Source organism: Mycobacteriales bacterium (assembly GCA_035995165.1).
GTDB lineage: Bacteria > Actinomycetota > Actinomycetes > Mycobacteriales > CADCTP01 > CADCTP01.
The window spans coordinates 45479-65933 of sequence record DASYKU010000066.1 but is presented as its reverse complement, the minus strand read 5'-3'; the positions used below and the strand labels follow the sequence as shown (position 1 = coordinate 65933).

Below are 20455 nucleotides of genomic sequence, written 5' to 3'. Positions count from 1 at the left end.
ACGCTCGTCGGCAGGCCGGCCAGGATGGCGGCGTTGCGGCCGATCGTGAGGCCCTGGTCGCCGGTCTGGGTGGTGGCCGCGATCGCGACCTCGTCGATGCGCTCCGGCGGCAGCTCCGGATGGCGGCGCAACAGCTCGCGGATCACCGCGACGACCATGTCGTCGGAGCGGGTCTCCGCGTACAGACCGGTGGGGCCGGCCTTCCCGAACGGTGTCCGGGCGCCGTCGACGAAGACGACGTCCCTTCCGGAGCGGCTCATGCGGCCACTCTAACGCGAGAAGCTACTCGTCGGTAACAACGCGCGCTGTGGCGGTCATCGCGTTCGCCAGCAGGGGTGCGGCCAGCTCGATCTGCCAGTGCCGGGCGCCGCCCGCGGCCAGCACGGCCGTCACCCCGTCGACCGACATGTCGGCCGGGGGCGACCAGGCCAGCCGGCGGACCAGGTCAGGGGAGAGGAGGTTCTCGACCGGGATCGCGTGCTGCTTGGACAGCGCGGCCAGCGCGGCCCGGGCCGCGGCCAGCCGGGCGGCCGCGTCCGGGTCCCGGTCGGCCCAGCGGTTCGGCGGCGGCGGCGCGTCGCTCGGCACCGCCGACAGCGGCAGGTCGATCTCCGGCAGCGCCCGGGCGGCCTCGACCGCGCCGAACCAGCGGCGCAGCTGACGCAGCTGCTGCCGGCCGGAGAACACCGGCAGCGCGGCCAGCTCCTCGGCGGTGGCCGGGTTCGCGGTCGCGGCGGCGACGATCGCGCTGTCCGGCAGCACCCGGCCCGGGGCGATGTCGCGCTGCCGGGCCAGCCCGTCCCGCGCCTCCCAGAGGGCCCGGACGGTGGCCAGCGCGCGGCGGCCGCGGACCCGGTGGATGCCCGAGGTCCGGCGCCAGGGCTCGGCCCGCGGGGGCGGCGGCGGGGCGGCCGCGACCGCGGCGAACTCCTCCGTGGCCCAGTCCAGCTTGCCGGCGTCGGCCAGCTGCACCTCGAGCAGGTCGCGCAGCTCGACCAGCACCTCGACGTCCAGCGCCGCGTACGCCAGCCAGGAGCGGGGCAGCGGCCGGGTCGACCAGTCGGCGGCCGAGTGGCCCTTCTCCAGGGCCAGCCCGAGCTGGCTGTCCACCATCGCGCCGAGGCCGACCTTCTCGTACCCGAGCAGGCGGCCGGCCAGCTCCGTGTCGAACAGCGTCCGCGGGTGCATGCCGAGCTCGGACAGGCAGGGCAGGTCCTGGCTGGCCGCGTGCAGAACCCACTCGGCGTCCGCGATCGCGGCGCCGAGCGCGGACAGGTCGGCCAGCGGGACGGGGTCGATCAGCACGGTCCCGGAGTTCTTGCGGCGGAGCTGGACCAGGTAGGCCCGCTGCCCGTACCGGTAGCCGGACGCGCGCTCGGCGTCCACCGCGACCGGTCCGATGCCGGCGGCCAGCCGGGCGATCGCCGCGGCCAGGTCGGCCTCGGTCGTGATCGGCTCCGGTACGCCCTCGCGCGGCTCGACCAGCGGCACCGCCACCCGGGCTTCGGCGACGACCTCGGGATCCACCTCGGGCTCGGCCGGTGGGGCGACCGGCGCGGCGCCGTTGGCGGCGACGCGGGAGCCGTCCAGGTCCGTGGCTGACTCGCCCCCGGGAGCCGTCGACTCGGTCACGGGGGCTTGCGCGTCCTGGTAGTCCGTCAGCGGATGATGCCTGCGCGCATGACCAGCGCGACCATCTCGGCCCGGTCCCCGGTGCCGAGCTTGCGGGCGATGCGGGCCAGGTGGCTCTTCACGGTGAGCGCCGAGAGGCTCAGCGTCTCACCTATCTGCTTGTTGGACTTGCCGTCCGCGACCAGGCGGAGCACCTCGATCTCGCGGGCGGACAGGTCGGCGACGCCGCTCTCGCTCGGGCCACCGCGCAGGCCGGCGGCCAGCAGCGAGGCGACCGAGGGGTCCGCGTAGACCCCGCCGTCGAGGACCCGGCGGACGCCGTCGGAGACCACCGAGGGGGAGGCGGACTTGAGCAGATAGCCCTGGGCGCCGGCCACGAACGCGGCTCGCACCGAGTAGGGGTCGTCGGCGGCGGAGAGCACGACGAGCCGCGGCCAGCCCGAGCTGCGCAGCTCGCCGAGCAGGTCCAGACCGTTGCCGTCGGGCAGTCCCAGGTCGAGAATGCACAGGTCACAGGGGCCGGAGGCGTGCGCGCGGGCGCGGGCCTCGGCCACGCTGGCGGCCTCGTACACCTCGGCGGCGCCCATCGAGCGCAGCTTGGTGACGATCGATTCACGCAGCAGTGGATGGTCGTCCACCACCAGCGCGGTGAAGCGCTGCGCTGTCGCGGGTCCGACACCCTCCATCGACCCCGCCGTGGCCTGCAGTGCGGTCACGTCCGCCCCTCTCGTACCCTCTGTGGTCACGCCGTGCCCTCCCGTGGCCCGCTAGTGGAGCGCGGTGGTCCGCGGGCCGGCAGCTCCACGCGGGATGGCCAGCATCTCCGGGCGACAGCCTGCCGTGCACGGCGGGGCCGACGCTACTCCCTTCGGGGTATTCTCGGGGGAAGGTGACAACATCAGGTGTTGATGCCTCGGGATTTGGCAACACCCGATAGTGTGTGCGGCCTGATCCACCTGGATCGCGGGGGGTGGCCCGGGAATGGGAGAGTGGAACGATGCGCAGACGACTCGTTCGCGCGGTGGTGTTCGTGGCCATAGCGCTCGGCATCGCGGTGGGAGCAGCGGACGCGGCCGGCGCGGTCACTTTCAGCCCGCACTCGGTGTCGCTCAACGGTTCGGCTTGGGACTGAGGGCTTTCCTCGGTATGAAGCCTGACCGGGCAGTTCAGCTCATCATCGCCATGCTGGCGGTAGTGGGTACGACGCTGTCCGTGCTCGCCGGGTGGGGCCTGCCGTCCTGGCTGACCCTCGGCGTGTTCGTGGCCGCGGTGGCCATCACCGAATGGGTCGCCGTCCGGGTCCGCATCGTCGTCGGTAAACAGGGCGTCACCTTCGCCCTGAACGACCTCGTGCTGGCGGTCGCCTTCGTCCTGGTCTCGCCGGGTGCGTGGGCCGCGGTCGGCATGGCGCTCGGCTTCGCGCTCGCCCGGGGCGGGATCCGGAACCGGTCGCCCCTCAAGCTCGCGTTCAACATGGCGCAGATGTTCTGCGCCGCCGCGGCCGGCGCCCTGGTGGCGAACCTGCTCGGCGGAGGCGTGTTCGCCGCCTGCATCGGCCTCGGTACGTACGCGTTGTTCAACCACTCCCTGGTCGCCGTCCCGATCTCGGTGACGTCCGGCGTGCCGTACTTCCGGGTGCTGACCCGGATGGGCCCGATGGCGATCATGAACACGGTCGGCAACCTGTCGGTCGGCGTGCTGGCCGGCTGGCTGTGGAAGGAGCAGCCCATCGGGTTGCTCGGCCTGCTGGTGCCGATCGGCCTGCTCTGGTGGAGCTACCAGCAGCAGTCCCGGCGTGCGTCGGAAGCGCAGCTGTTCGCCGAGCTGGCCCAGGGCCAGCAGCGGCTCGGCGGCTCCGTCGACGCGTCCGCCCAGGTCATCACCATCGCCGCGGCCCGCCTGTTCGGCGCCGCGCGGGTGGAGATGCTGCTGCGGCACCCCGATGGCCTCCTCCGCTACGTCGGGGACGACAGCGGTGTCGCCGCCCGGACCCGGGTCGACTCCGACGCGCTGGACGGCCCGTGGGCCCTGCGCGCGCTCGCCGCTCGCGGCGTGCTGATCGGCGAGGACGGCGACCAGCCGTACTGCTCGGCCGTGCTCGGCGATCCCGAGCGTCCGCTGGCCGTGCTCATCGCCCACCGTCCGCCGCTGTCGGCCACCTTCGGCCGCGCGGACGCCCAGCTGGCCGGTGTGCTCGTCGGACAGGCCGAGTCCTGGTTGTCGGTCGCCGAGCTGTCGGCCCGGCGGGACGAGGCCGTCGGGCGCGCCGAGGCGTACGGCGCCGCCAACCGGGTGCTGGGCGACATCTCCCAGGAGACCGTCCCGGCGCTGGCCGTGCTGCGCGAGTCGGCGCACCGGCTGTCCCGGCTGGCCACCCGCTTCGACGGGCCGGAGGCGGTCGACGAGATCGTCGCCGAGCTCTACTCGGTCGAGCGTGCGGTCGCCTCGCTGCTCGGCGCGATCGCGCTGGCCAGTGACGCCGAGGTCGAACAGCTGGAGCTCACCGCGGGACCCGCGGCCCCGACCCGGGACGCCGAGTGGACCACCACCGGTCGGCTCGAGGACGCCGTCGGTCCGTGATCCGACGCGGTCGGAACCTGCCGCTCGCGGCATGGGCGGCCATCGGCGGTGCCGCGATCGTCGTCACGATGATCTTGCTGGTCGGCGCCGTTCTCGCGCGCGGCGGCCTCGACCGGCTGGAAGTGCTGGCCCTCCTCATCGGGCTGCTGGTCGGCCTGGCGCTGGTCGCCGGGGGCGTGTTCTGGTCCCGGCGGGTCACCGCCGGGCTCCGGGAGCTGCACGCGGACGCGGTCCGGCGGCTGCGGGACCCCTCGCTGCGGGTGTCGACGACCGCACCGCAGCTGGTCGGCGCGGCGACCGAGTTCGCCGAGCTGGCCCGGGTGCTGGACGCGCTGCACCTGCGGGCCCGGGTCGCGGACGAGGTCGCCGAGCAGGCCCGGCGGACCGCCGAGCAGACCAGCGCGGGCGTCTTCGAGCTGCTGTCCGGCCTGGTCGCGGCCGAGGAGGCCACCCGGGGCCAGCTGTCCGCGGAGCTGCACGACACGGTCGCCCAGTCGCTCGCGGTGGCCCGGTCGCTGCTGGCCGAGCGGATCGACCCCGACCCGGAGCGGATGGAGAAGGTCCGGGACCTGGTCGAGGACGCCGAGGAGCAGGTCCGCGCGGTGATGGCCCGGGCCCGGCCGGCGGCGCTGAACGACGGTGACCTGGCCTCGGCCGTGGGCGCCCTGCGGCGCGAGTTCGCCACCCGCTACCTGGTGACCGTCCGGCTGAGCTGGCCGGAGCAGGCGTACCCGCTGCCGCTGGTGTCCGCGGTGACGGTCTACCGGTTCTTCCAGGAGGCCCTGCTCAACGTCGTCAAGCACGCCGACGTGGACGAGGCCGACGCCTCGCTGGCGGTGGAACGGGACCATCTGGTGGCCAAGGTCCGCGACGCCGGGCCGGGGTTCGTGCCGAGCCAGGTGCAGTCCGGCGGGGGCCGGCACGTCGGCCTCGGGCTGCTGCGGGAGCGGGCCCGGCTGGCCGGCGGCTCGCTCGACGTCGTGACCGCCCCCGGCGAGGGTACGGAGCTGACGCTGCGGCTGCCGATGGCGCCGCGGGCGGGACTGGTGCTCGGCTCCGGCAGTGGGTCCAGCAGCGTCCCGGGCAGCCCGCTGCGGGTCTGAGCGGGCTCAGCCCCGGTTCGGCAGGGCGGTGACCCCGGCCGGCGGCAGCCCCGCCGCCGTGCAGAGCAGCTCCGCGAACGCGCGCAGGTGCGCCGAGACGTCCTGCCCGACCGGCGTCCAGGACGCCCGCAGCTCCAGGTCGGAGGTGCGGCGCGGTCCGGCCAGGTCGCCGAAGCGGGTGGAGGAGGTCTGGGTGACGGTGCCACCGGCGGCGCGGAACCCGGCCCCGGCGGTCTCCAGCGCGTCCAGCAGCCAGCTCCAGCCGACCTCGGGCAGCAGCGGGTCGCCGGCCATCTCCGCGTCCAGCTCGGCCGAGGCGTACCCGACCAGGCGCAGGGTGCCTTCCCAGGCCTCGTAGCCGGCCGGGTCGTGCAGCAGGACGAGGCGGCCGGTGGCGACCTCCTCGTCGGCGATCAGCAGCGTCAGCGCCACCGCGTGCGTCCACGGGGCCAGCTTCTGCGGCGGCCGGACCTCCTCGACCCGGACCTCGGACCGGACCCGGGCCAGGCCCAGGCTGCGCACCGCCGCGGCGAACTCGGCGGGCGCGAGCGAGCGGCCCCGCGGCCGGGGCATGTCGCGTTCAGGCACCGTGGCTGACATCTCGGACGACCCTCTCCGGCGCGTCAGGCCGCCGCGCCGAGCGCGGACCGGCGGACCGTGGGGGATTCCGTTGCGTACGGACCCACGAGCAGCGCCGTACCGCAGTCGCGGCAGGCCAGCTCGGTGCACTCCGGCCCGTGGCCGTCGCCGCAGGGCGGCGTCTCGAAGGCACGCTCGTCCCCGCAGCGCGGACAGGGCCTCGTCGTCGTGGGCATCGGACCTCCTCGGCACGGTTGGGGGAAGGTGCTTGTCGCGTCCGTAGGGCGACGGTGACACGCGGGGCGCCGGCGACGCGGGAGGACACCCGGCGTGTCGCGGCGGCAACCCTTACGCCGCCCGGTCCGTCCCGGTACGTCCCCGCGAGCGGACGGCCGGGGAGCGCCGGGAGCGAACCACGGACAGAGTGGCAGGATGGCGGCGATGAGCGCGACACCGGCCGTACGGACCGAGTCCCTGCTGGTCCGGGCGATGCGCCGGGAGCCGGTGGAGCGGACCCCGGTGTGGTTCATGCGCCAGGCCGGCCGGTCGCTGCCGGAGTACCGGGCGCTGCGGGCCGGCGTCGGCATGCTCGAGGCCTGCACCCGACCGGACCTCATCACCGAGATCACCCTGCAGCCGGTCCGCCGGCACGGGGTGGACGCGGCGATCCTGTTCTCCGACATCATGGTGCCGCTGCGGGCGGCCGGGGTGGACCTGGACATCGTGCCCGGGGTCGGCCCGGTGGTCGCGGCGCCGATCCGGGACGCGGTCGCGGTCGAGGCCTTCCCGGCGCTGGACCCGGGCCAGGTCCCGTACGTCGGCGAGGCGGTCGGGATGCTGGTCCGGGAGCTGGCCGGCACCCCGCTGATCGGCTTCGCCGGGGCCCCGTTCACGCTGGCCAGCTACCTGGTCGAGGGCGGCCCGTCGCGCGACCAGGCCAGGACGAAGGCGTTCATGCACGGTGCGCCCGAGCTCTGGTCGGCGCTGCTGGGCCGGCTGGCCACGATCGCGGCGACGTTCCTGCGGGTGCAGGCGGAGGCGGGCGCGTCCGCGCTGCAGCTGTTCGACTCCTGGGCCGGCGCGCTGTCGGCCGCCGACTACGTCCGCTTCGTGCAGCCGCACAGCGCCGCGGTGTTCGCCGCGCTGTCCGACCTCGACCTCCCGCTGGTGCACTTCGGCGTCGGGACGGGGGAGCTGCTCGGGCTGCTGGGGGAGGCCGGCGCGAGCGTGGTCGGCGTCGACTGGCGGGTGCCGCTGGACGAGGCCACCCGCCGGGTCGGGCCGGACCGGGCCGTGCAGGGCAACCTCGACCCGGCCCTGCTGCTGGCCGACTGGCCGGTGGTCGAGGCCGAGGTGCGCCGGGTCGTGGCCGAAGGCCGGGCGGCCCCCGGCCACGTGTTCAACCTCGGCCACGGCGTCCTGCCGGACACCGACCCGGCCGTGCTCACTCGGACTGTGGAACTGGTCCACTCGCTGCCGGGGTAGCCGTCCGGCGGCGGACCGCCCAGCGTGCGGCCAGCGCGAGCGGGATGCCGACGATCAGGAACGGCAGCAGCGCGCCGAGCACCATCGCCAGCCAGCCCACGGTCGCGGTGAACGCGTGCCAGCCGTCCTGCAGGCCGCCGGCGAAGCCGCTGCGGTCCACCGGTGCCGGGGCCGCCGCGGCGCCGTGGGCCCGCAGGTCCAGCGTGATCGTCGCGTAGCTGACCTGGCCGGCCAGCGCCCGCTGCCGGGCCTGCAGCGACTCCAGCTCGGTGGTGCGGGTGGACAGCTCGCCCTCGACCGCGACCACGTCGCCGATCTTGTCGGCCCGGGACAGGATGGCCCGGATCCGGGCGATGGAGGCCTGCATGGTCGCCACCCGGGAGCCGATGTCGGCCACGTCCTCGGTGACGTCCTGGCTGCTGCTGGTCCGGGACTGCTCGGTGCCGAGCTTCCCGAGCTGGTCCAGCAGCGCGTCCAGCCGGCCCGGCGGGACCTTGAGCACCAGCTTGGCGTGCGCACCGGAGCCGGAGCCGGACCGGTCGTCCCCGGCCACCACGCCGCCGGCGGCCCGGGCCGCGGACTCGGCCGCGCCGGCCCGGCCGGGTACGTCGTCGACCACGACCGTGAGGTCGGCCGTCCGGATCAGCGCCGGTTCGATCCGGATCGCGCTGGTGTCGCCCGGCGCGGCCGCCTTCCCGCCCGTCGCGGTGGCGGAGTCCGCCGCCTGGGACCCGGCGGCCGGGACCGCCGACCCGGGCGCGCCCACGGCCTGCTCGCCGATCGTGTTGCTCGCCGCGCTGCCCGTGTCGCTGCCGGAGTCGTTGCTGCCCGAGCTGCATCCGGCCAGCGCGCCGGCCAGTGCGAGCGTCACCGCTGCCGCGCCCAGCCCCCTCGCCCGTACGTTCACTGTGCCTCCTCGCCCTGTGGTGGCGGTGCGACCACCCGGCCGGGTGATCGGTTCCGCACCGGAGATCGCGATCCGGTCTCGATCCCGTCGAGGCGAGCGAGCAAGATAGATGGCGTGGCGCGCGTCGTGGTGATCGGAGCCGGCATCGCGGGGTTGGCCGCGGCGCTGGCCGTCTCCCGCGAGGCGCCGCCCGGGACCCGCATCACGATCGTCGACGGCGCGTCCAAGGTCGGCGGCAAGCTGCGGGTGTCCCCGGTCGGCGGCCTGCCGGTGGACGAGGGCGCGGAGACGTTCATCGCCCGGCAGCGCGAGGGCGTGGAGCTGGTCCGCTCGGTCGGCCTCGGCGGCGAGATCGTGCACCCGGTCACCAACGAGGCCGCGGTCGCGATCGACGGGGTCTGCCACAAGCTGCCGCCGCGGACGGTGCTCGGCGTGCCCTCGGACCGGGCGGCGCTGCGCCGCAGCGGGCTGCTCACCGAGGAGGGGCTCGCCGCGGTCGGCGCCGACCGGGCCGAGCCGGCCCCGCTCGGCGACCCCTCCGTCGGTCAGTACGTAGGCCGCCGGCTCGGCCGCGAGGTCGTCGACCGGCTGGTCGACCCGCTGCTGGGCGGGGTGTACGCGGGCCGCGCCGACGGGCTGTCGCTGCGGGCGACGATGCCGGCGCTGGCGGCCGCGCTGGACCGGGACGGCGGCAAGCTGGTCGCGGCGGCCCGCTCGGTGGTCGACGCGGCCGCGCCCGACGCCGGGCCCGCGTTCGCCGCGCTGGACGGCGGGATGGGCGTGCTGCCCGAGGCGGTGGCCCGGTCCGCCGGCGCCGACGTCCGGCTGCGGCTGCCGATCCGCCGCATCGAGCGCACCACCGGCGGTTTCCGGCTGGTCGGCGGTCCGGTGCCGGACCCGGTCGCGCTGGTCGCGGACGCGGTCGTGGTGGCCGCGCCGGCCGGCAAGGCGGCCGGGCTGCTGGAGGGCCTGGCGCCCTGGGCCGCGCACGAGCTGGCCGCGATGGAGTACGCGAGCGTCGGCATCGTCACGCTGGCCTTCCCGGCCGCGGCGCTGTCCGGCCTGTCCGGCTCCGGGCTGCTGGTGCCGGGGGTCGAGGGCGGCGGCGCGGTCAAGGCCGTGACGTACTCCTCGAACAAGTGGAAGCACCTCGACGGGCACGACCTCGCGATCGTGCGGGCCTCGGTCGGTCGGCACCGCGAGGCCCGGGTGCTGCACCGCGACGACACCGAGCTGGTCCGGCTCGTGCTGGGGCAGCTGACCGCGCTGGCCGGCATCCGGTCCGCGCCGGTCGCGCACCGGGTGACCCGCTGGGGCGGCGCCCTCCCGCAGTACGCGCCGGGACATCTGGAGCGGGTCCGCCGGATCCGGGCCGACGTCGGCCGGGTCCCGGGGCTGGCCGTCTGCGGGGCGGCGTTCGACGGGGTCGGCATCCCGGCCTGCATCCGGTCCGGGTACGCCGCCGCCGGGCAGATCGTCGAGCACCTGCGAGAATCGACGCGTGGCAGTGGATGGGAAGAAGGCGCGTGAGCTCAACGCGGTGATCCGGTACACGGGCTGGTCGGTGTTCCGGGCGACCGCCCCGATGCCGGCCGACCGGGTCGCGGCCGCGACCGAGGCCGAGGAGCTGTTCGAGCAGCTGGCCAGCAAGGACATCGTCATCCGGGGCACGTACGACGTGTCCGCGCTGCGGGCCGACGCCGATGTGCTGATCTGGTGGCACGCGGCGTCCGCCGACGACCTGCAGGAGGCGTACGGGCGGTTCCGGCGGACCGCGTTCGGCCGGGCGCTCACCCCGATGTGGTCCCAGCTGGCCCTGCACCGGCCGGCCGAGTTCAACAAGAGCCACGTCCCGGCGTTCCTGGCCGACGAGCAGGCCCGCGACTACGTCTGCGTCTACCCCTTCGTCCGGTCGTACGAGTGGTATCTGCTGCCGGACGAGGAGCGGCGGGCGATGCTGGCCGAGCACGGCAAGCTGGCCCGCGACTACCCGGACGTGCGGGCCAACACGGTCGCCTCGTTCGCGCTCGGCGACTACGAGTGGATCCTCGCGTTCGAGGCGGACGAGCTGCACCGGATCGTCGACCTGATGCGGCACCTGCGCAGCTCGGTGACCCGCCGGCACGTCCGGGAGGAGATCCCCTTCTACACCGGCCGGAAGCGCTCGGTCGCCGACCTGGTCGCCACGCTGCCGTAGCCCTCAGCGCGGGTCGGCAACGAGCGCGGCCCTCGTCTCGGCCGCCGTGCCGGATCCGGCCCCCGCCGGGCGGCGGGGGCCGGCTGCACGGGGCCGGCTGCACGGGGCCGGCTGCACGGGGCCGGCTGCACGGGGCCGGCTGCACGGGGCCGGCTGCGCGGGGCCGGCTGCGCGGGGTCGGCTGTGCGGGGTCGGCTGTGCGGGGCCGGCTGCGCGGGGCCGGCTGCACGGGGCCGGCTTGCGCGGGGGTCGGCTTGCCGCGGGGGCCGGCTGCGCGCGCCGGCACGGCCGGGGCCGTCTCGGGGCCGGAGGGCGGGCCCGCGGCGTGCTAGCGTCCCGCGGTGCGGTTGCGGTGGGCTTGTCTCGTCCTGCTCGGTACGGCGTCGCTCGCGGCCTGCGGGTCGCCGGCCCGGCCGGTGCTCGAGGCGGCCCCGGTCGCCCCGGCGGTGACGACGCCCGCGCACACCGCCCGCCCGGCCCCGCCGCTGCCCTCGGCCGGCAAGGTCGTCGCGGCGAAGAAGACGCCCAGGCCCACCCCGAAGCCGACGCCGAGGACCCAGGCGCCGGCCGGTCCGGCCGCCCCCGGCGGCGGCGCGCTGGTCGACACCTCGCACCCGGACCGGGTGATCGGCACCGGCACCGCCGCCGGCTGCACGTCCGCGGCCGTGGTCGCCGCGGTCGCCGCCGGCGGCGTGGTCACGTTCGACTGCGGCCCGGCGCCGGTGACGATCACGCTGACCCGGACGGCCAAGGTCGTCAACGCGCACCCGAAGCTGGTCCTCGACGGCGGCGGCAAGGTCACGCTCTCCGGCGGCGGGCAGCGCCGGATCCTCTACCAGAACACCTGCGACGCCCAGCAGGGCTACACGACCTCGCACTGCCAGGACCAGGACAGCCCGCAGCTGACCGTGCAGCGGCTCGGCTTCGCCGGCGGCAACTCCGCCGGGGACATGACCGAGGGCGGCGGGGGCGGCGCGATCTTCGTCCGCGGCGGCCGGTTCGCGGTGGTGGACTCGACCTTCACCGGCAACCGCTGCGACTCCTCCGGCCCGGACCTGGGCGGCGCCGCGCTGCGGGTGCTCAGCCAGTCCCAGGGCCTGCCGGTCCGGATCTCGGGCAGCAGCTTCTCCGGCGGCGTCTGCTCCAACGGCGGCGCGATCTCCAGCATCGGGGTGTCCTGGGACATCACGAACACGGTGATGTCCGGCAACCGCGCCATCGGCAGCGGCGCGAACCCGGCCCGCTCCGGTACGCCGGGCGGCGGCAGCGGAGGCGCGATCTACCTCGACGGCAACACGTTCACGCTGCGCCTGTCGGGGGTGCGGATCACCGGCAACTCGGCCGCCGAGGGTGGCGGAGCGGTGTTCTTCGTCAGCAACGACCGGACCGGCACCGCGACCGTGCAGGGCTCGACGATGACCGGCAACCCGAGCGCGGGCTTCGAGACCGCGGGGCTGCCGGGGTGGTTCTTCCTCGGCGCGAAGCCGCCGGCGATCAGCGGCTCCACGCTGGCGAAGTGAGCGCTACGCGGGCTCGTCCTCGAAAGTCAGCGAGATCGAGTTGATGCAGTAGCGGTCGTCGGTCGGCGTGCCGTACCCCTCGCCGGAGAAGACGTGGCCGAGGTGGGAGTGGCAGTTCGAGCAGAGCACCTCGACCCGGGCCATGCCCAGGTCGCGATCCTCGCGCAGGATGACCTTGTCGCCGGCCAGCGGGGACCAGAAGCTCGGCCAGCCGCAGTGCGAGTCGAACTTGGTGTCGGACCGGAACAGCTCGGTGCCGCAGGCGCGGCAGCGGTAGACGCCGGTGCGGTGGTTCTCGATGTACTCGCCGGTCCACGGGCGCTCGGTGCCGGCCTTGCGCAGCACCTCGTACGCCGCCGGGGACAGCTCGGCGCGCCACTCCTCGTCGGTCTTCTCCACGGCGGGAGCGGGAATCTGGGGCTTCGTCACCCCGCTATCGTACGCCGTACGCGGTGTCACCGACGGGCCGTGCGGGCCTCCTCGAGCACTCGGACGTAGCCCGCGGCGACGGTGGCCGGGGTGACCTCGCCGCCGGCCAGCTCGCCGGTCCGGCCGCTGAACACGGTCCGGCCCGCGGCCAGCACGACGACCTCGTCGCAGACCGCGGCCACGTTCTCCACCAGCGGGGTCGCCAGCACCACCGCGCACCGGCCGCGCAGCGCGGTCAGCCGGGCCAGGAACTGGGCCCGCTGGTCCGGGTCCAGCGCCACCGTCGGCGAGTCCAGCACCAGCAGCGCGGGCCGGTTGATCAACGCCTGGGCCAGCAGCGTGCGCTGCCGGGTGCCGGTGCCGAGCGTGCGCACCGGCCGGTCACGGAGCTCGGTGAGGTCGGTGGCGAACAGGCAGTCCTCGATCGCGGCCGGCAGCGCGGCCGCCGAGATCCCGCGCAGCCAGCCGACGTACGTCAGGAACTGGCCGACCGTGTGCCGGGGGAACGCCGACAGCGCCTGCGGGACCACGCCGATGCGGTTGCGCAGGATGCGGCGCTGGACCGGGTCGGACGGGTCCAGCCCGCAGACCGACAGCGTCCCGCCGGTCGGCGGCCGGGCCGCGGTGAGCAGCGACAGCAGCGTCGACTTGCCCGCCCCGGCCGGGCCGAGCACGCCGACGACCGGTCCGCGCAGTGCGAAGTCGGCGTCGACCAGCCCCGCCCGCCGCCGCCCGTACCGATGGGCGACATGGCCGGCCACCAGCACCGGCGGGGTCGGGCGATCAGCCGGCACAGGTCGCCGCCAGGTGGTGGCGGACCCAGCTCCGCTGCCCCTCCTGGTCCATCGCCAGCACCGGCATGACCCGGACCAGCGCGTACGACGGGACGCCCCGCTCGCCGCTGACCACGGCCTCGGCCCAGGTCAGCAGGTCGGCGTACGAGATCACGGCCTTGGCGTCGCCGACCCGGGGCGGGCACGGCGGCGGCACGATCGCGGTCAGCGCGGCGGCCTGGAACGCCAGCGGGTCGTGCCGCTGGGGCGGCGGGACGTAGATCCCGGGCCCGCTCGCGATCCGCCGGTCGATCCCGGGCTCGCTGAACCGCGACGGCACCGCCAGGTACGGCGCGAGCGCGGCCGACGCGGTCGCCAGCGCCCGGGCCGAGCCGGCCAGCTCGTCGGCGTCCTCCGAGCGCAGGCAGACGGTCACCGGCTCACCCTGCGTGCAGGCCGGGTGGGCGGGGGCGCCGCGGATCTCGGTCGGGGCCGGGTTCGTCCGCGACATCGTGAACACCGCGCCGGCCAGCATGACCGCGCCGGTCAGCCCGGTGAGCTGCCGGCTGCCGCGCCGGCCGGCCAGCGCGCTCAGCGCCAGCACGGTGATCGCCAGCAGCACCGCGACCTGCACCCAGATCAGCCGGACGTGCGGCTGCAGGAACGGCCGGTACGTCGAGACCGCGTCCACCGGCGCCAGCGGCCGGGCCCAGCCGTCGGCCCCGGCCCCGACGCAGACCAGCGCGAACACCGCGACCGTGAGCAGCGGGCCGGCCGCCCGGACCCGGGACAGCGTGCCGATCGCCCAGCCCAGCGCGGCGCAGGTGCCCAGGAAGCAGCCGGCCAGCAGCGCCAGCAGCAGGGTCGCCCCGCTCGGCAGCCCCCGGTGCGCCGTCCGGGCCGCGAAGACCACCAGCAGGACCAGGTACGCCAGCCCGGCCCAGGCGCAGGCGGCGCCGACCCGGGGGAGCGCCCCGGCCACGCGGCCGCGGTTGCTGGTCGCGGCCAGCGCCCCGAGGCCGCGCCGGCGGTGGTCCTGGATCAGCCAGGTCACCGCGCCGGCCAGCAGCGGCGCCGCGTAGAGCTGGCCGGTCAGGGCCAGGTTGAACGCGGTCGACCAGCTCGGCCCGGCCTCCGGCGGCACCATGCCGACGCCGGCCACCAGCGCGGCGGCGAGCAGCAGCAGACCGCCGACCAGACCGGCGCCGCGGGTCATCTCGACCAGCAGCAGCCGCACAGCAGTGGGCATGCGTCACCCTTGACCTTCTTGCCGCGCACGAGGCGGACCTGATCCTCACCGGCTTGAGGACCGACAAAAACCACTTAACCGGCACGCGCGACTCTAGGGTGGACACGCTGCGTATGTCAACAGTGTGAAGACAGTCACGACCGCACGTCAACGGTGTGCGAGCACGCCGCGGGCCCGGCATCACCAGGATGCCGGGCCCGCGGTCACGCCTACCAGGGTCAGGGAATCACGAGCAACCGCACGACCTGCGGTTCGTGGTCGCTGATCTGGTCGTTGAACTCGGAGTTCACGTGCACCACGTCGTAGTCGAACAGCGGCAGGAGGTTGAGGGTCGGGACCGTGTACGCCAGCGCCTTCGACAGCAGGATGTGGTCGAGCACCTCGGAGTTGCCCTCGAACACGTACGTGTAGCGCTCGGCCGGGGGCAGCGTCCGCGGCAGGTCGACCAGCTGGCCGGTCGAGGTGATCGTGTTGATCGGCGCGGAGAAGTCGAAGTCGTTGAGGTCACCCAGGACCACGACCTTCGCCCGCCGGTCCGCCGCGGTGAGCTGCCCGACGAAGTCCCGTACCTCGGTCGCCTGCTGCACCCGCTGGACCTGCGAGGGCTGCTGGATCGGCTGGAACCGCCCGAACAGCGGGTCATCGCCGCCCTTGGAGACGAAGTGGTTGGCGATCACGAACAGCGTCTGCCCGCGCCACCGGAACTCGCCCGCCAGCGGCTTGCGGCTGTCCTCCCAGGCCGCGCTCGCCGGGTCGATCCGGCCCGGCGAGAAGGACAGGTGCGGCTTGCCGGCCGCGTCCCGGGTGACCGTGGTGCCCACGGTCGACGTGCCGCCCGGCCGGTCCACGAACTGCAGCCCGCGGTCGGTCCGGAACAGGAACACCACCCGGATGTTGCCGCCCGGCTGGCCGCCGTCCTGGTCGTTCACCGGGTCGATCGAGCGGGACTGGTACGCCGGGCCGCCGGCCGCGGTGATCGCCGCGGTCAGCTTGCCGATCGTCACGTCCGCGGCGACCACGCCGTCGTCGACCGCGCCGGTGTTGTCCTGGATCTCCTCCAGCGCCAGCACGTCCGGCGCCTGCAGGTTGTGCACGGCCAGCTGCGCGAGCTGGTCGAACTTCGTCTGCGGGTCGGTCGGGGCCAGGTTCTCCACGTTGAAGGTGGCCACCGAGAGCTGCAGCAGGTTGGGCTTCCTGGTGCTCTCCCGCTGCAGGTTGCCGCTGACCAGGGTCGGCGCGACGCTCGGCAGCAGCTCGAAGTTGCCGAAGTTGTAGTCGACGACGCCGACGGTGGCGCCCGCGTACGAGTCGCCGACGTTGGCCCGGGGGACGTCGACCAGCGTCTCGGCGACCACGACCCGCTCCGGGTTCGGGTCGTTGGCCCGCATCACGATGCCGCCGCGGGTGGTCCGGACGGTCGAGCCCGGCGGGACGACCTCGGTCTCGCCGAACTGGTTGGTCGGGCCGACGACCTGCGCGTCGGTGATCGAGATCCGCTCACCCTCGAGCGACTCCCAGAAGTCCAGCCCGTCGTTGGCCGGGTCGAAGGCGGTCTCGGTCTTCTCCACGTCGCCGCTGGCGTCGTTCTCGATGACCGTCGAGGGCGGCACCCGGCCGCCGGCGCCGACCACGACGGCGGCCGGCAGCGGCTGCCCGGGCGCGGTCACGGTGACCGTCGGCGTGGCCAGCTCGGTGGTGCTGAGGTTGGTCGCGGCGCCGCCGGGACGGAACTCCGACACGGTGCCGGTGACGGTCACCGCGTCCCCGACCGCCACGGTCGGCGCGGTCCGGGTGAACACGAACAGGCCCTCGCTGGTCGCCGGGTCGGCGTCCGGGTTCGGGTCCTGGAACCAGAAGCCGTTGGCCGACACCGTGGTGACGACGCCCGGGACGTCGGCGACCTTGACCCCGTTCTGCGGCGAGACCTGGGCCGCGCCCTGGATGTCGTGGATCTTCAGTCCCGGTACGCCCGGGTCGGTCGGCGGGGTGGTGCCGCCGCCGCCGGCGTTGCGCGGGTTCGGCGGGCCGGCGGTGAAGTCGGCCGCGTTGTCGTCGGTGTCCGGGGCCGCGTCGGCCCGGGCGTCCGCGGTGGTGTTGGACAGCCCCGGGGCGGCCGCGGTCTCGAAGTCGTTCGCGGTGCCGTAGCCGACGAAGTCCTTGACCCCGGCCGCGGTGTCGCAGTCGGCCGCGCAGGGCAGCGGGGTCGCGTCGACGACCAGGGCGACCTTGCCGGCGGTGCCGGACATCGCGATCGAGCCGGTGGCGTCGGGCATCGGCAGCGGGGTCGTGCCGCCGGCGCCGGCCGACTCCTGGACGAGGTAGTGCCCGTTGGCCGGGATGGTCCCGGCCAGCGTGGTGACCTGGTAGGTGGTGCCGCCGGCGGCGCCGTACTGCACCGACCAGCCGGTCAGGTCGACGGCGGCGGCGGAGGTGTTGCGCAGCTCGATGAAGTCGTTGGTGAACGTGGCGCCGGCGTTGCCGCCCCCGCCGTACACCTGGCTGATGGCCACGTCCTGGGACGCGGCTGAGGCGGGCTGGCCGGTCAGGGCGGTGACCCCTACGGCGAGCAGGACGGCGGTCGTGAGCGCGGCAGCGCGCGGCATCGGTGGACGCACGGGCTTGTTCTTAACACCTCCCGCCCGTTCCGTCATCGACCAACGGTGAACAACCGGTGAGCGCTGCGTGCTCACCGGCAGCGGTGGATCACCGGGTAGCGTCTGCGCATGGCGTCCCCGCACGTGGACCTGCAGGTGGGGGATCGGACCGTGCGGGTCACGAACCCCGACCGGGTCTACTTCTCCGCGCTCGGCCGCACCAAGCTCGACGTGGCCAACTACTACATCGCCGTGGGCGAGGGCATCGTCCGGGCCCTGTACGAGCGGCCGTGCATGCTGCACCGCTACCCGACCGGCACCGACGGCGACAAGGTCTACCAGAAGCGGGTGCCCAAGGGCGCGCCCGAGTGGCTGGAGACGGTCGAGGTGAAGTTCCCGTCCGGGCGGACCGCGGACGAGCTGTGCGTGGTCGAGCTGGCCGACGTGGTCTGGGCCGTGCAGATGTCGACGGTGGAGTTCCACCCCTGGCACTCCCGGCGGGCCGACACCGAGCGCCCGGACGAGCTGCGCATCGACCTCGACCCCCAGCCCGGCACCGGGTACGCGGAGGCCCAGGTCGTCGCCGCCACCGTCCGCGAGGTGCTCGACGACCTCGGCGCGGTCGGCTGGCCGAAGACCTCCGGCAACCGCGGCATGCACATCTACGTGCGGATCCGGCCCGAGCACGGCTTCACCGTGGTCCGCCGGGCCGCGCTCGCCTTCGCCCGCGAGGTCGAGCGGCGCATCCCCGAGCTCACCACGACCGCCTGGTGGAAGGAGGAGCGCGGCGAGCAGGTCTTCCTGGACTACAACCAGAACGCCCGGGACCGCACGATCCGCAGCGCCTACTCGCTGCGCGGGGACCCGACGGCGCCGGTCTCGACGCCGCTGACCTGGGACGAGGTGCCGTACGCGAACCCCCAGGACTTCACCATCGACACCGTGCCGGCCCGGTTCGCCGAGCTCGGCGACGTGCACGCCGGCATCGACGACGAGCCCTGGTCGATCGAGCCGCTGCTGGAGCGGGCCGACCGGGACGAGCAGGACCGCGGCCTGGCCGACGCCCCCTACCCGCCCAACTTCCCCAAGATGGAGGGCGAGCCGATGCGCGTGCAGCCGAGCCGCGCGCGGAACAAGGACTAGACCTCGCGGCCGGTGAGGAAGCGCCACATGAGGACGCGGCCGGCGGTGTCCGCCGGGACCCAGCCGGAGCCGGGCCAGCGGTGCGTGAGCCCGTCCCAGCGGACCAGCGCGACCCGGCCGCCGCCGCGGCAGGAGGTCCACTCCTCGCTGGTCTCCGGACCCGTGGTGGTGACGGTCGGCGGGCCGGTGCAGCTGTCCACAGCGCGCCAGTCGGCCGCGGTCTGTGGGCCGGTGGTGCCGCCGGCCGGGACGTACCCGGGGGCGGCGTGCGGGTCGGCGCCGCCGTAGCCGATGAAGACCGGCAGCGGCGGGCGACCGGCCGGGCAGTGCGCCGGCTGGGCCGTCCCGTACGTGGCGACGCCGGCGAAGCGGCCCGGCAGCGCGCAGGCCGCGGTCAGCGCCAGCCGGCCGCCGTTGCTGTAGCCGACCAGGTAGACCCGGCTCGAATCGATCAGCGAGTGCGCCTCGACCGCGCCGACGAGCTGGCGCAGGAAGCCCACGTCGTCGACGTGCAGCGTGGCCGCGGGCGCGCAGCAGCCGGTCCGGGCGTTCCAGGACCTCCCGATCCCGGCCGGGTACGCCAGCACGGCCTGGCCCTGCGCGGCCAGGTCGGCGAACCCGGTCCGGACCAGCTCCTGGGCCGGGGTGCTGTCCCGGCCGTGCAGCACGATCACCAGCGGCACCCGCAGCCCCGTCGTGGGGGTCAGCACGATCGCGGTCCGCAGCCGCCCGCCGGAGCTCAGCCGGACGGTCGCGGTGTGCGCGCCGGCCATCGCCGGCACCGCGGCCGGCGGCACGATCGCCGGGCCCCAGACCGGGACGGTCACGGCCGCGGCCACGCCGACGTCCGGGCCGTCGCCGGCCGGCAGCGAGGCCGGGATCGCGGCGGCCAGCGCCAGCACCGCGGCCCCGGCGACGAGCCGCTTCGTCAGGCGGCCGCGGCCACCGCCGGTTCCTCGATCTCCAGCGGCCGCGGGTCCACCCGCAGCGAGAGCAGCGTCCCCACCGCCAGCAGGACCACCGACAGCGCGAACGGCAGCTGCCAGTTCCCGGTCCGGTCGATGAGGAACCCGAAGACGATCGGGGACACGATGCCCGCCACTCCGAAGCCGGTGTTCATCAGCCCGCTGGCCACCCCGGCGTGCTGCGGCGCGATGTCCATGGGGATGGTCCAGAGCACCGAGTTGGTCAGCTCCAGGAAGAAGAACGAGACCGTCAGGCTGATCGTCACCAGCACCAGGTCGTGCACCAGCAGCGACGGGATCAGCGCCAGCATCGAGCCGGCCAGCCCGATGATCAGGTTGGCCCGCCGGGCCGTCCGCAGCGAGCGGGTCCGGTCCAGCAGCTTGTCCGAGAGCATCCCGCCCAGGGTGTCGGAGACCACGCCGGCCGAGAGCACCAGGGACGTGAAGAGCGCGAAGCCGGCCAGCGCCAAGCCGTACTCGTCCTGGAAGAAGGACGGCAGCCAGGTGAGGTAGACCCACAGCATCCACCCGTAGCAGAAGTCGACGAGGGTGACGGGGGCCAACCGGGCCACCAGTCTCCGCCACGGTACCTGGCGACTCGGCGCGACGCTGGCCGTTCCGGGCGCCGCGTCCGCGTGCGACACGTCCAGCTCGTCCAGCTCGATGTCGGTGACCCGCTCGTCGTCCTGCGGGCGGTCCTTGAACCGGCGCAGCCAGACGATCGACCACAGCGCGCTGAGCACGCCGAGCGCGATGAAGCCCCAGCGCCAGCCGACCGTGGCGATCAGCCCGGCCATCACCAGCGGGGCCACCGCGGCGCCGACCCGGGCGGCGGAGTGGACGACGCCCTGGCCGTAGCCGCGGCGGTCGCCGGGCAGCCAGGTCGCCATCGCCCGGGTCGCGGTCGGGAACGCCGCCCCCTCCGACAGCCCCAGCAGCAGCCGGGCCGCGCCGAGCGCGAGCAGCCCGGTGGCCAGCCCGGTCCAGAGCGTCGAGATCCCCCAGAGCACGGCCAGCACGCCGAGCACCTTGCGCGGCCCGAACCGGTCGCCGATCCAGCCCCCGAAGACCTGCAGCAACGCGTACGGCAGCGAGTACGCCGCCAGCGCCAGCCCGAACTGCGTCTCGCTCAGGTGCAGGTCGGCCCGCAGCGCCGGGCCGGCCGAGGAGATCGCGGTCCGGTCCACGTACGAGACCGCGTAGAGCAGGCAGAGCAGGAACAGCACCCGCCCCCGGACGCGGTGCCGCAGCGGGGAACGGGCCGGGGCGTCGGCCGGTCTTTCGGCGAGGAGGGTCACG

19 protein-coding genes are annotated in these 20455 nt (G+C 75.0%); 7 read left to right on the top strand and 12 right to left on the bottom strand.

The window, feature by feature from the left end:
* The 3 genes from VGP36_11305 to VGP36_11295 all read right to left on the bottom strand — a co-directional run.
* Nucleotides 1-260, bottom strand: a 260-nt coding sequence (locus VGP36_11305; GenBank protein HEV7655299.1) for an acetyl-CoA C-acyltransferase, incomplete at its 3' end; no start/stop codon positions are given.
* Nucleotides 261-282: 22 nt separating this feature from the next.
* Nucleotides 283-1527, bottom strand: a complete 1245-nt coding sequence (locus VGP36_11300) for an HRDC domain-containing protein (protein HEV7655298.1) — start codon at nt 1525-1527, stop codon at nt 283-285.
* 131 nt (nt 1528-1658) lie between these two features.
* Nucleotides 1659-2318 carry a response regulator transcription factor gene (locus tag VGP36_11295; protein ID HEV7655297.1) on the bottom strand — a complete coding sequence of 220 codons (660 nt, stop codon included), beginning with the start codon at nt 2316-2318 and terminating at the stop codon, nt 1659-1661.
* 496 nt (nt 2319-2814) lie between these two features.
* Here VGP36_11295 and VGP36_11290 point away from each other — a divergent pair, with 496 nt between their 5' ends.
* Together VGP36_11290 and VGP36_11285 are read left to right on the top strand one after the other, a co-directional pair.
* On the top strand, nt 2815-4212 hold the full coding sequence (locus VGP36_11290) for a hypothetical protein (protein ID HEV7655296.1): 1398 nt from the start codon (nt 2815-2817) through the stop codon (nt 4210-4212).
* A 68-nt stretch (nt 4213-4280) separates the two neighbouring features.
* Complete coding sequence (locus VGP36_11285; GenBank protein ID HEV7655295.1) at nt 4281-5315, top strand: ATP-binding protein; 1035 nt, start codon at nt 4281-4283, stop codon at nt 5313-5315.
* 6 nt (nt 5316-5321) lie between these two features.
* Here the strand turns inward: VGP36_11285 and VGP36_11280 are convergent, their stop codons facing one another.
* A complete protein-coding gene (locus VGP36_11280; GenBank protein ID HEV7655294.1) occupies nt 5322-5888 on the bottom strand; it encodes a DUF3000 domain-containing protein in 567 nt (188 codons plus the stop codon).
* Between the two features lie 50 nt (nt 5889-5938).
* Nucleotides 5939-6130 (bottom strand): hypothetical protein, encoded by a 192-nt coding sequence (locus VGP36_11275; protein HEV7655293.1) that lies wholly within the window; start codon nt 6128-6130, stop codon nt 5939-5941.
* Between the two features lie 253 nt (nt 6131-6383).
* On the opposite strand from VGP36_11275, the gene hemE reads away from it, so the two are divergent.
* Nucleotides 6384-7379, top strand: coding sequence for a uroporphyrinogen decarboxylase (gene hemE / locus VGP36_11270; protein ID HEV7655292.1), 996 nt, complete (start codon nt 6384-6386; stop codon nt 7377-7379).
* Here hemE and VGP36_11265 read toward each other — a convergent pair.
* Nucleotides 7339-8286, bottom strand: a complete 948-nt coding sequence (locus VGP36_11265; protein ID HEV7655291.1) for a DUF4349 domain-containing protein — start codon at nt 8284-8286, stop codon at nt 7339-7341. The genes hemE and VGP36_11265 overlap by 41 nt on opposite strands.
* Nucleotides 8287-8400: 114 nt before the next feature.
* Between VGP36_11265 and hemG the strand changes: the two genes are divergently transcribed.
* The 3 genes from hemG (at nt 8401) to VGP36_11250 (ending at nt 12003) form a co-directional block, all read left to right on the top strand.
* Complete coding sequence (gene hemG / locus VGP36_11260) at nt 8401-9816, top strand: protoporphyrinogen oxidase (protein HEV7655290.1); 1416 nt, start codon at nt 8401-8403, stop codon at nt 9814-9816.
* Nucleotides 9794-10483, top strand: coding sequence for a hydrogen peroxide-dependent heme synthase (hemQ, locus tag VGP36_11255; protein ID HEV7655289.1), 690 nt, complete (start codon nt 9794-9796; stop codon nt 10481-10483). Before hemG ends, hemQ begins: the two co-directional genes overlap by 23 nt.
* Before the next feature lie 341 nt (nt 10484-10824).
* A complete protein-coding gene (locus tag VGP36_11250) occupies nt 10825-12003 on the top strand; it encodes a hypothetical protein (protein ID HEV7655288.1) in 1179 nt (392 codons plus the stop codon).
* Nucleotides 12004-12006: 3 nt separating this feature from the next.
* Here VGP36_11250 and msrB read toward each other — a convergent pair whose 3' ends face one another.
* From msrB to VGP36_11230, 4 genes are all read right to left on the bottom strand, one after another.
* Complete coding sequence (gene msrB, locus VGP36_11245; protein ID HEV7655287.1) at nt 12007-12432, bottom strand: peptide-methionine (R)-S-oxide reductase MsrB; 426 nt, start codon at nt 12430-12432, stop codon at nt 12007-12009.
* A 26-nt stretch (nt 12433-12458) separates the two neighbouring features.
* Nucleotides 12459-13226 (bottom strand): ATP-binding cassette domain-containing protein, encoded by a 768-nt coding sequence (locus VGP36_11240; GenBank protein HEV7655286.1) that lies wholly within the window; start codon nt 13224-13226, stop codon nt 12459-12461.
* Complete coding sequence (locus VGP36_11235; protein ID HEV7655285.1) at nt 13216-14454, bottom strand: hypothetical protein; 1239 nt, start codon at nt 14452-14454, stop codon at nt 13216-13218. Before VGP36_11235 ends, VGP36_11240 begins: the two co-directional genes overlap by 11 nt.
* Before the next feature lie 218 nt (nt 14455-14672).
* Entirely contained in the window at nt 14673-17069 is a 2397-nt protein-coding gene (locus tag VGP36_11230; protein ID HEV7655284.1) for a lamin tail domain-containing protein, read from the bottom strand.
* A 108-nt stretch (nt 17070-17177) separates the two neighbouring features.
* Between VGP36_11230 and ligD the strand changes: the two genes are divergently transcribed.
* Complete coding sequence (gene ligD, locus VGP36_11225) at nt 17178-18191, top strand: non-homologous end-joining DNA ligase (GenBank protein HEV7655283.1); 1014 nt, start codon at nt 17178-17180, stop codon at nt 18189-18191.
* Here ligD and VGP36_11220 read toward each other — a convergent pair.
* Together VGP36_11220 and VGP36_11215 are read right to left on the bottom strand one after the other, a co-directional pair.
* Nucleotides 18188-19093, bottom strand: coding sequence for a PHB depolymerase family esterase (locus tag VGP36_11220; GenBank protein HEV7655282.1), 906 nt, complete (start codon nt 19091-19093; stop codon nt 18188-18190). The genes ligD and VGP36_11220 overlap by 4 nt on opposite strands.
* 26 nt (nt 19094-19119) lie before the next feature.
* Nucleotides 19120-20454 (bottom strand): MFS transporter, encoded by a 1335-nt coding sequence (locus VGP36_11215; protein HEV7655281.1) that lies wholly within the window; start codon nt 20452-20454, stop codon nt 19120-19122.
* Between the last annotated feature and the right edge of the window lies 1 nt (nt 20455).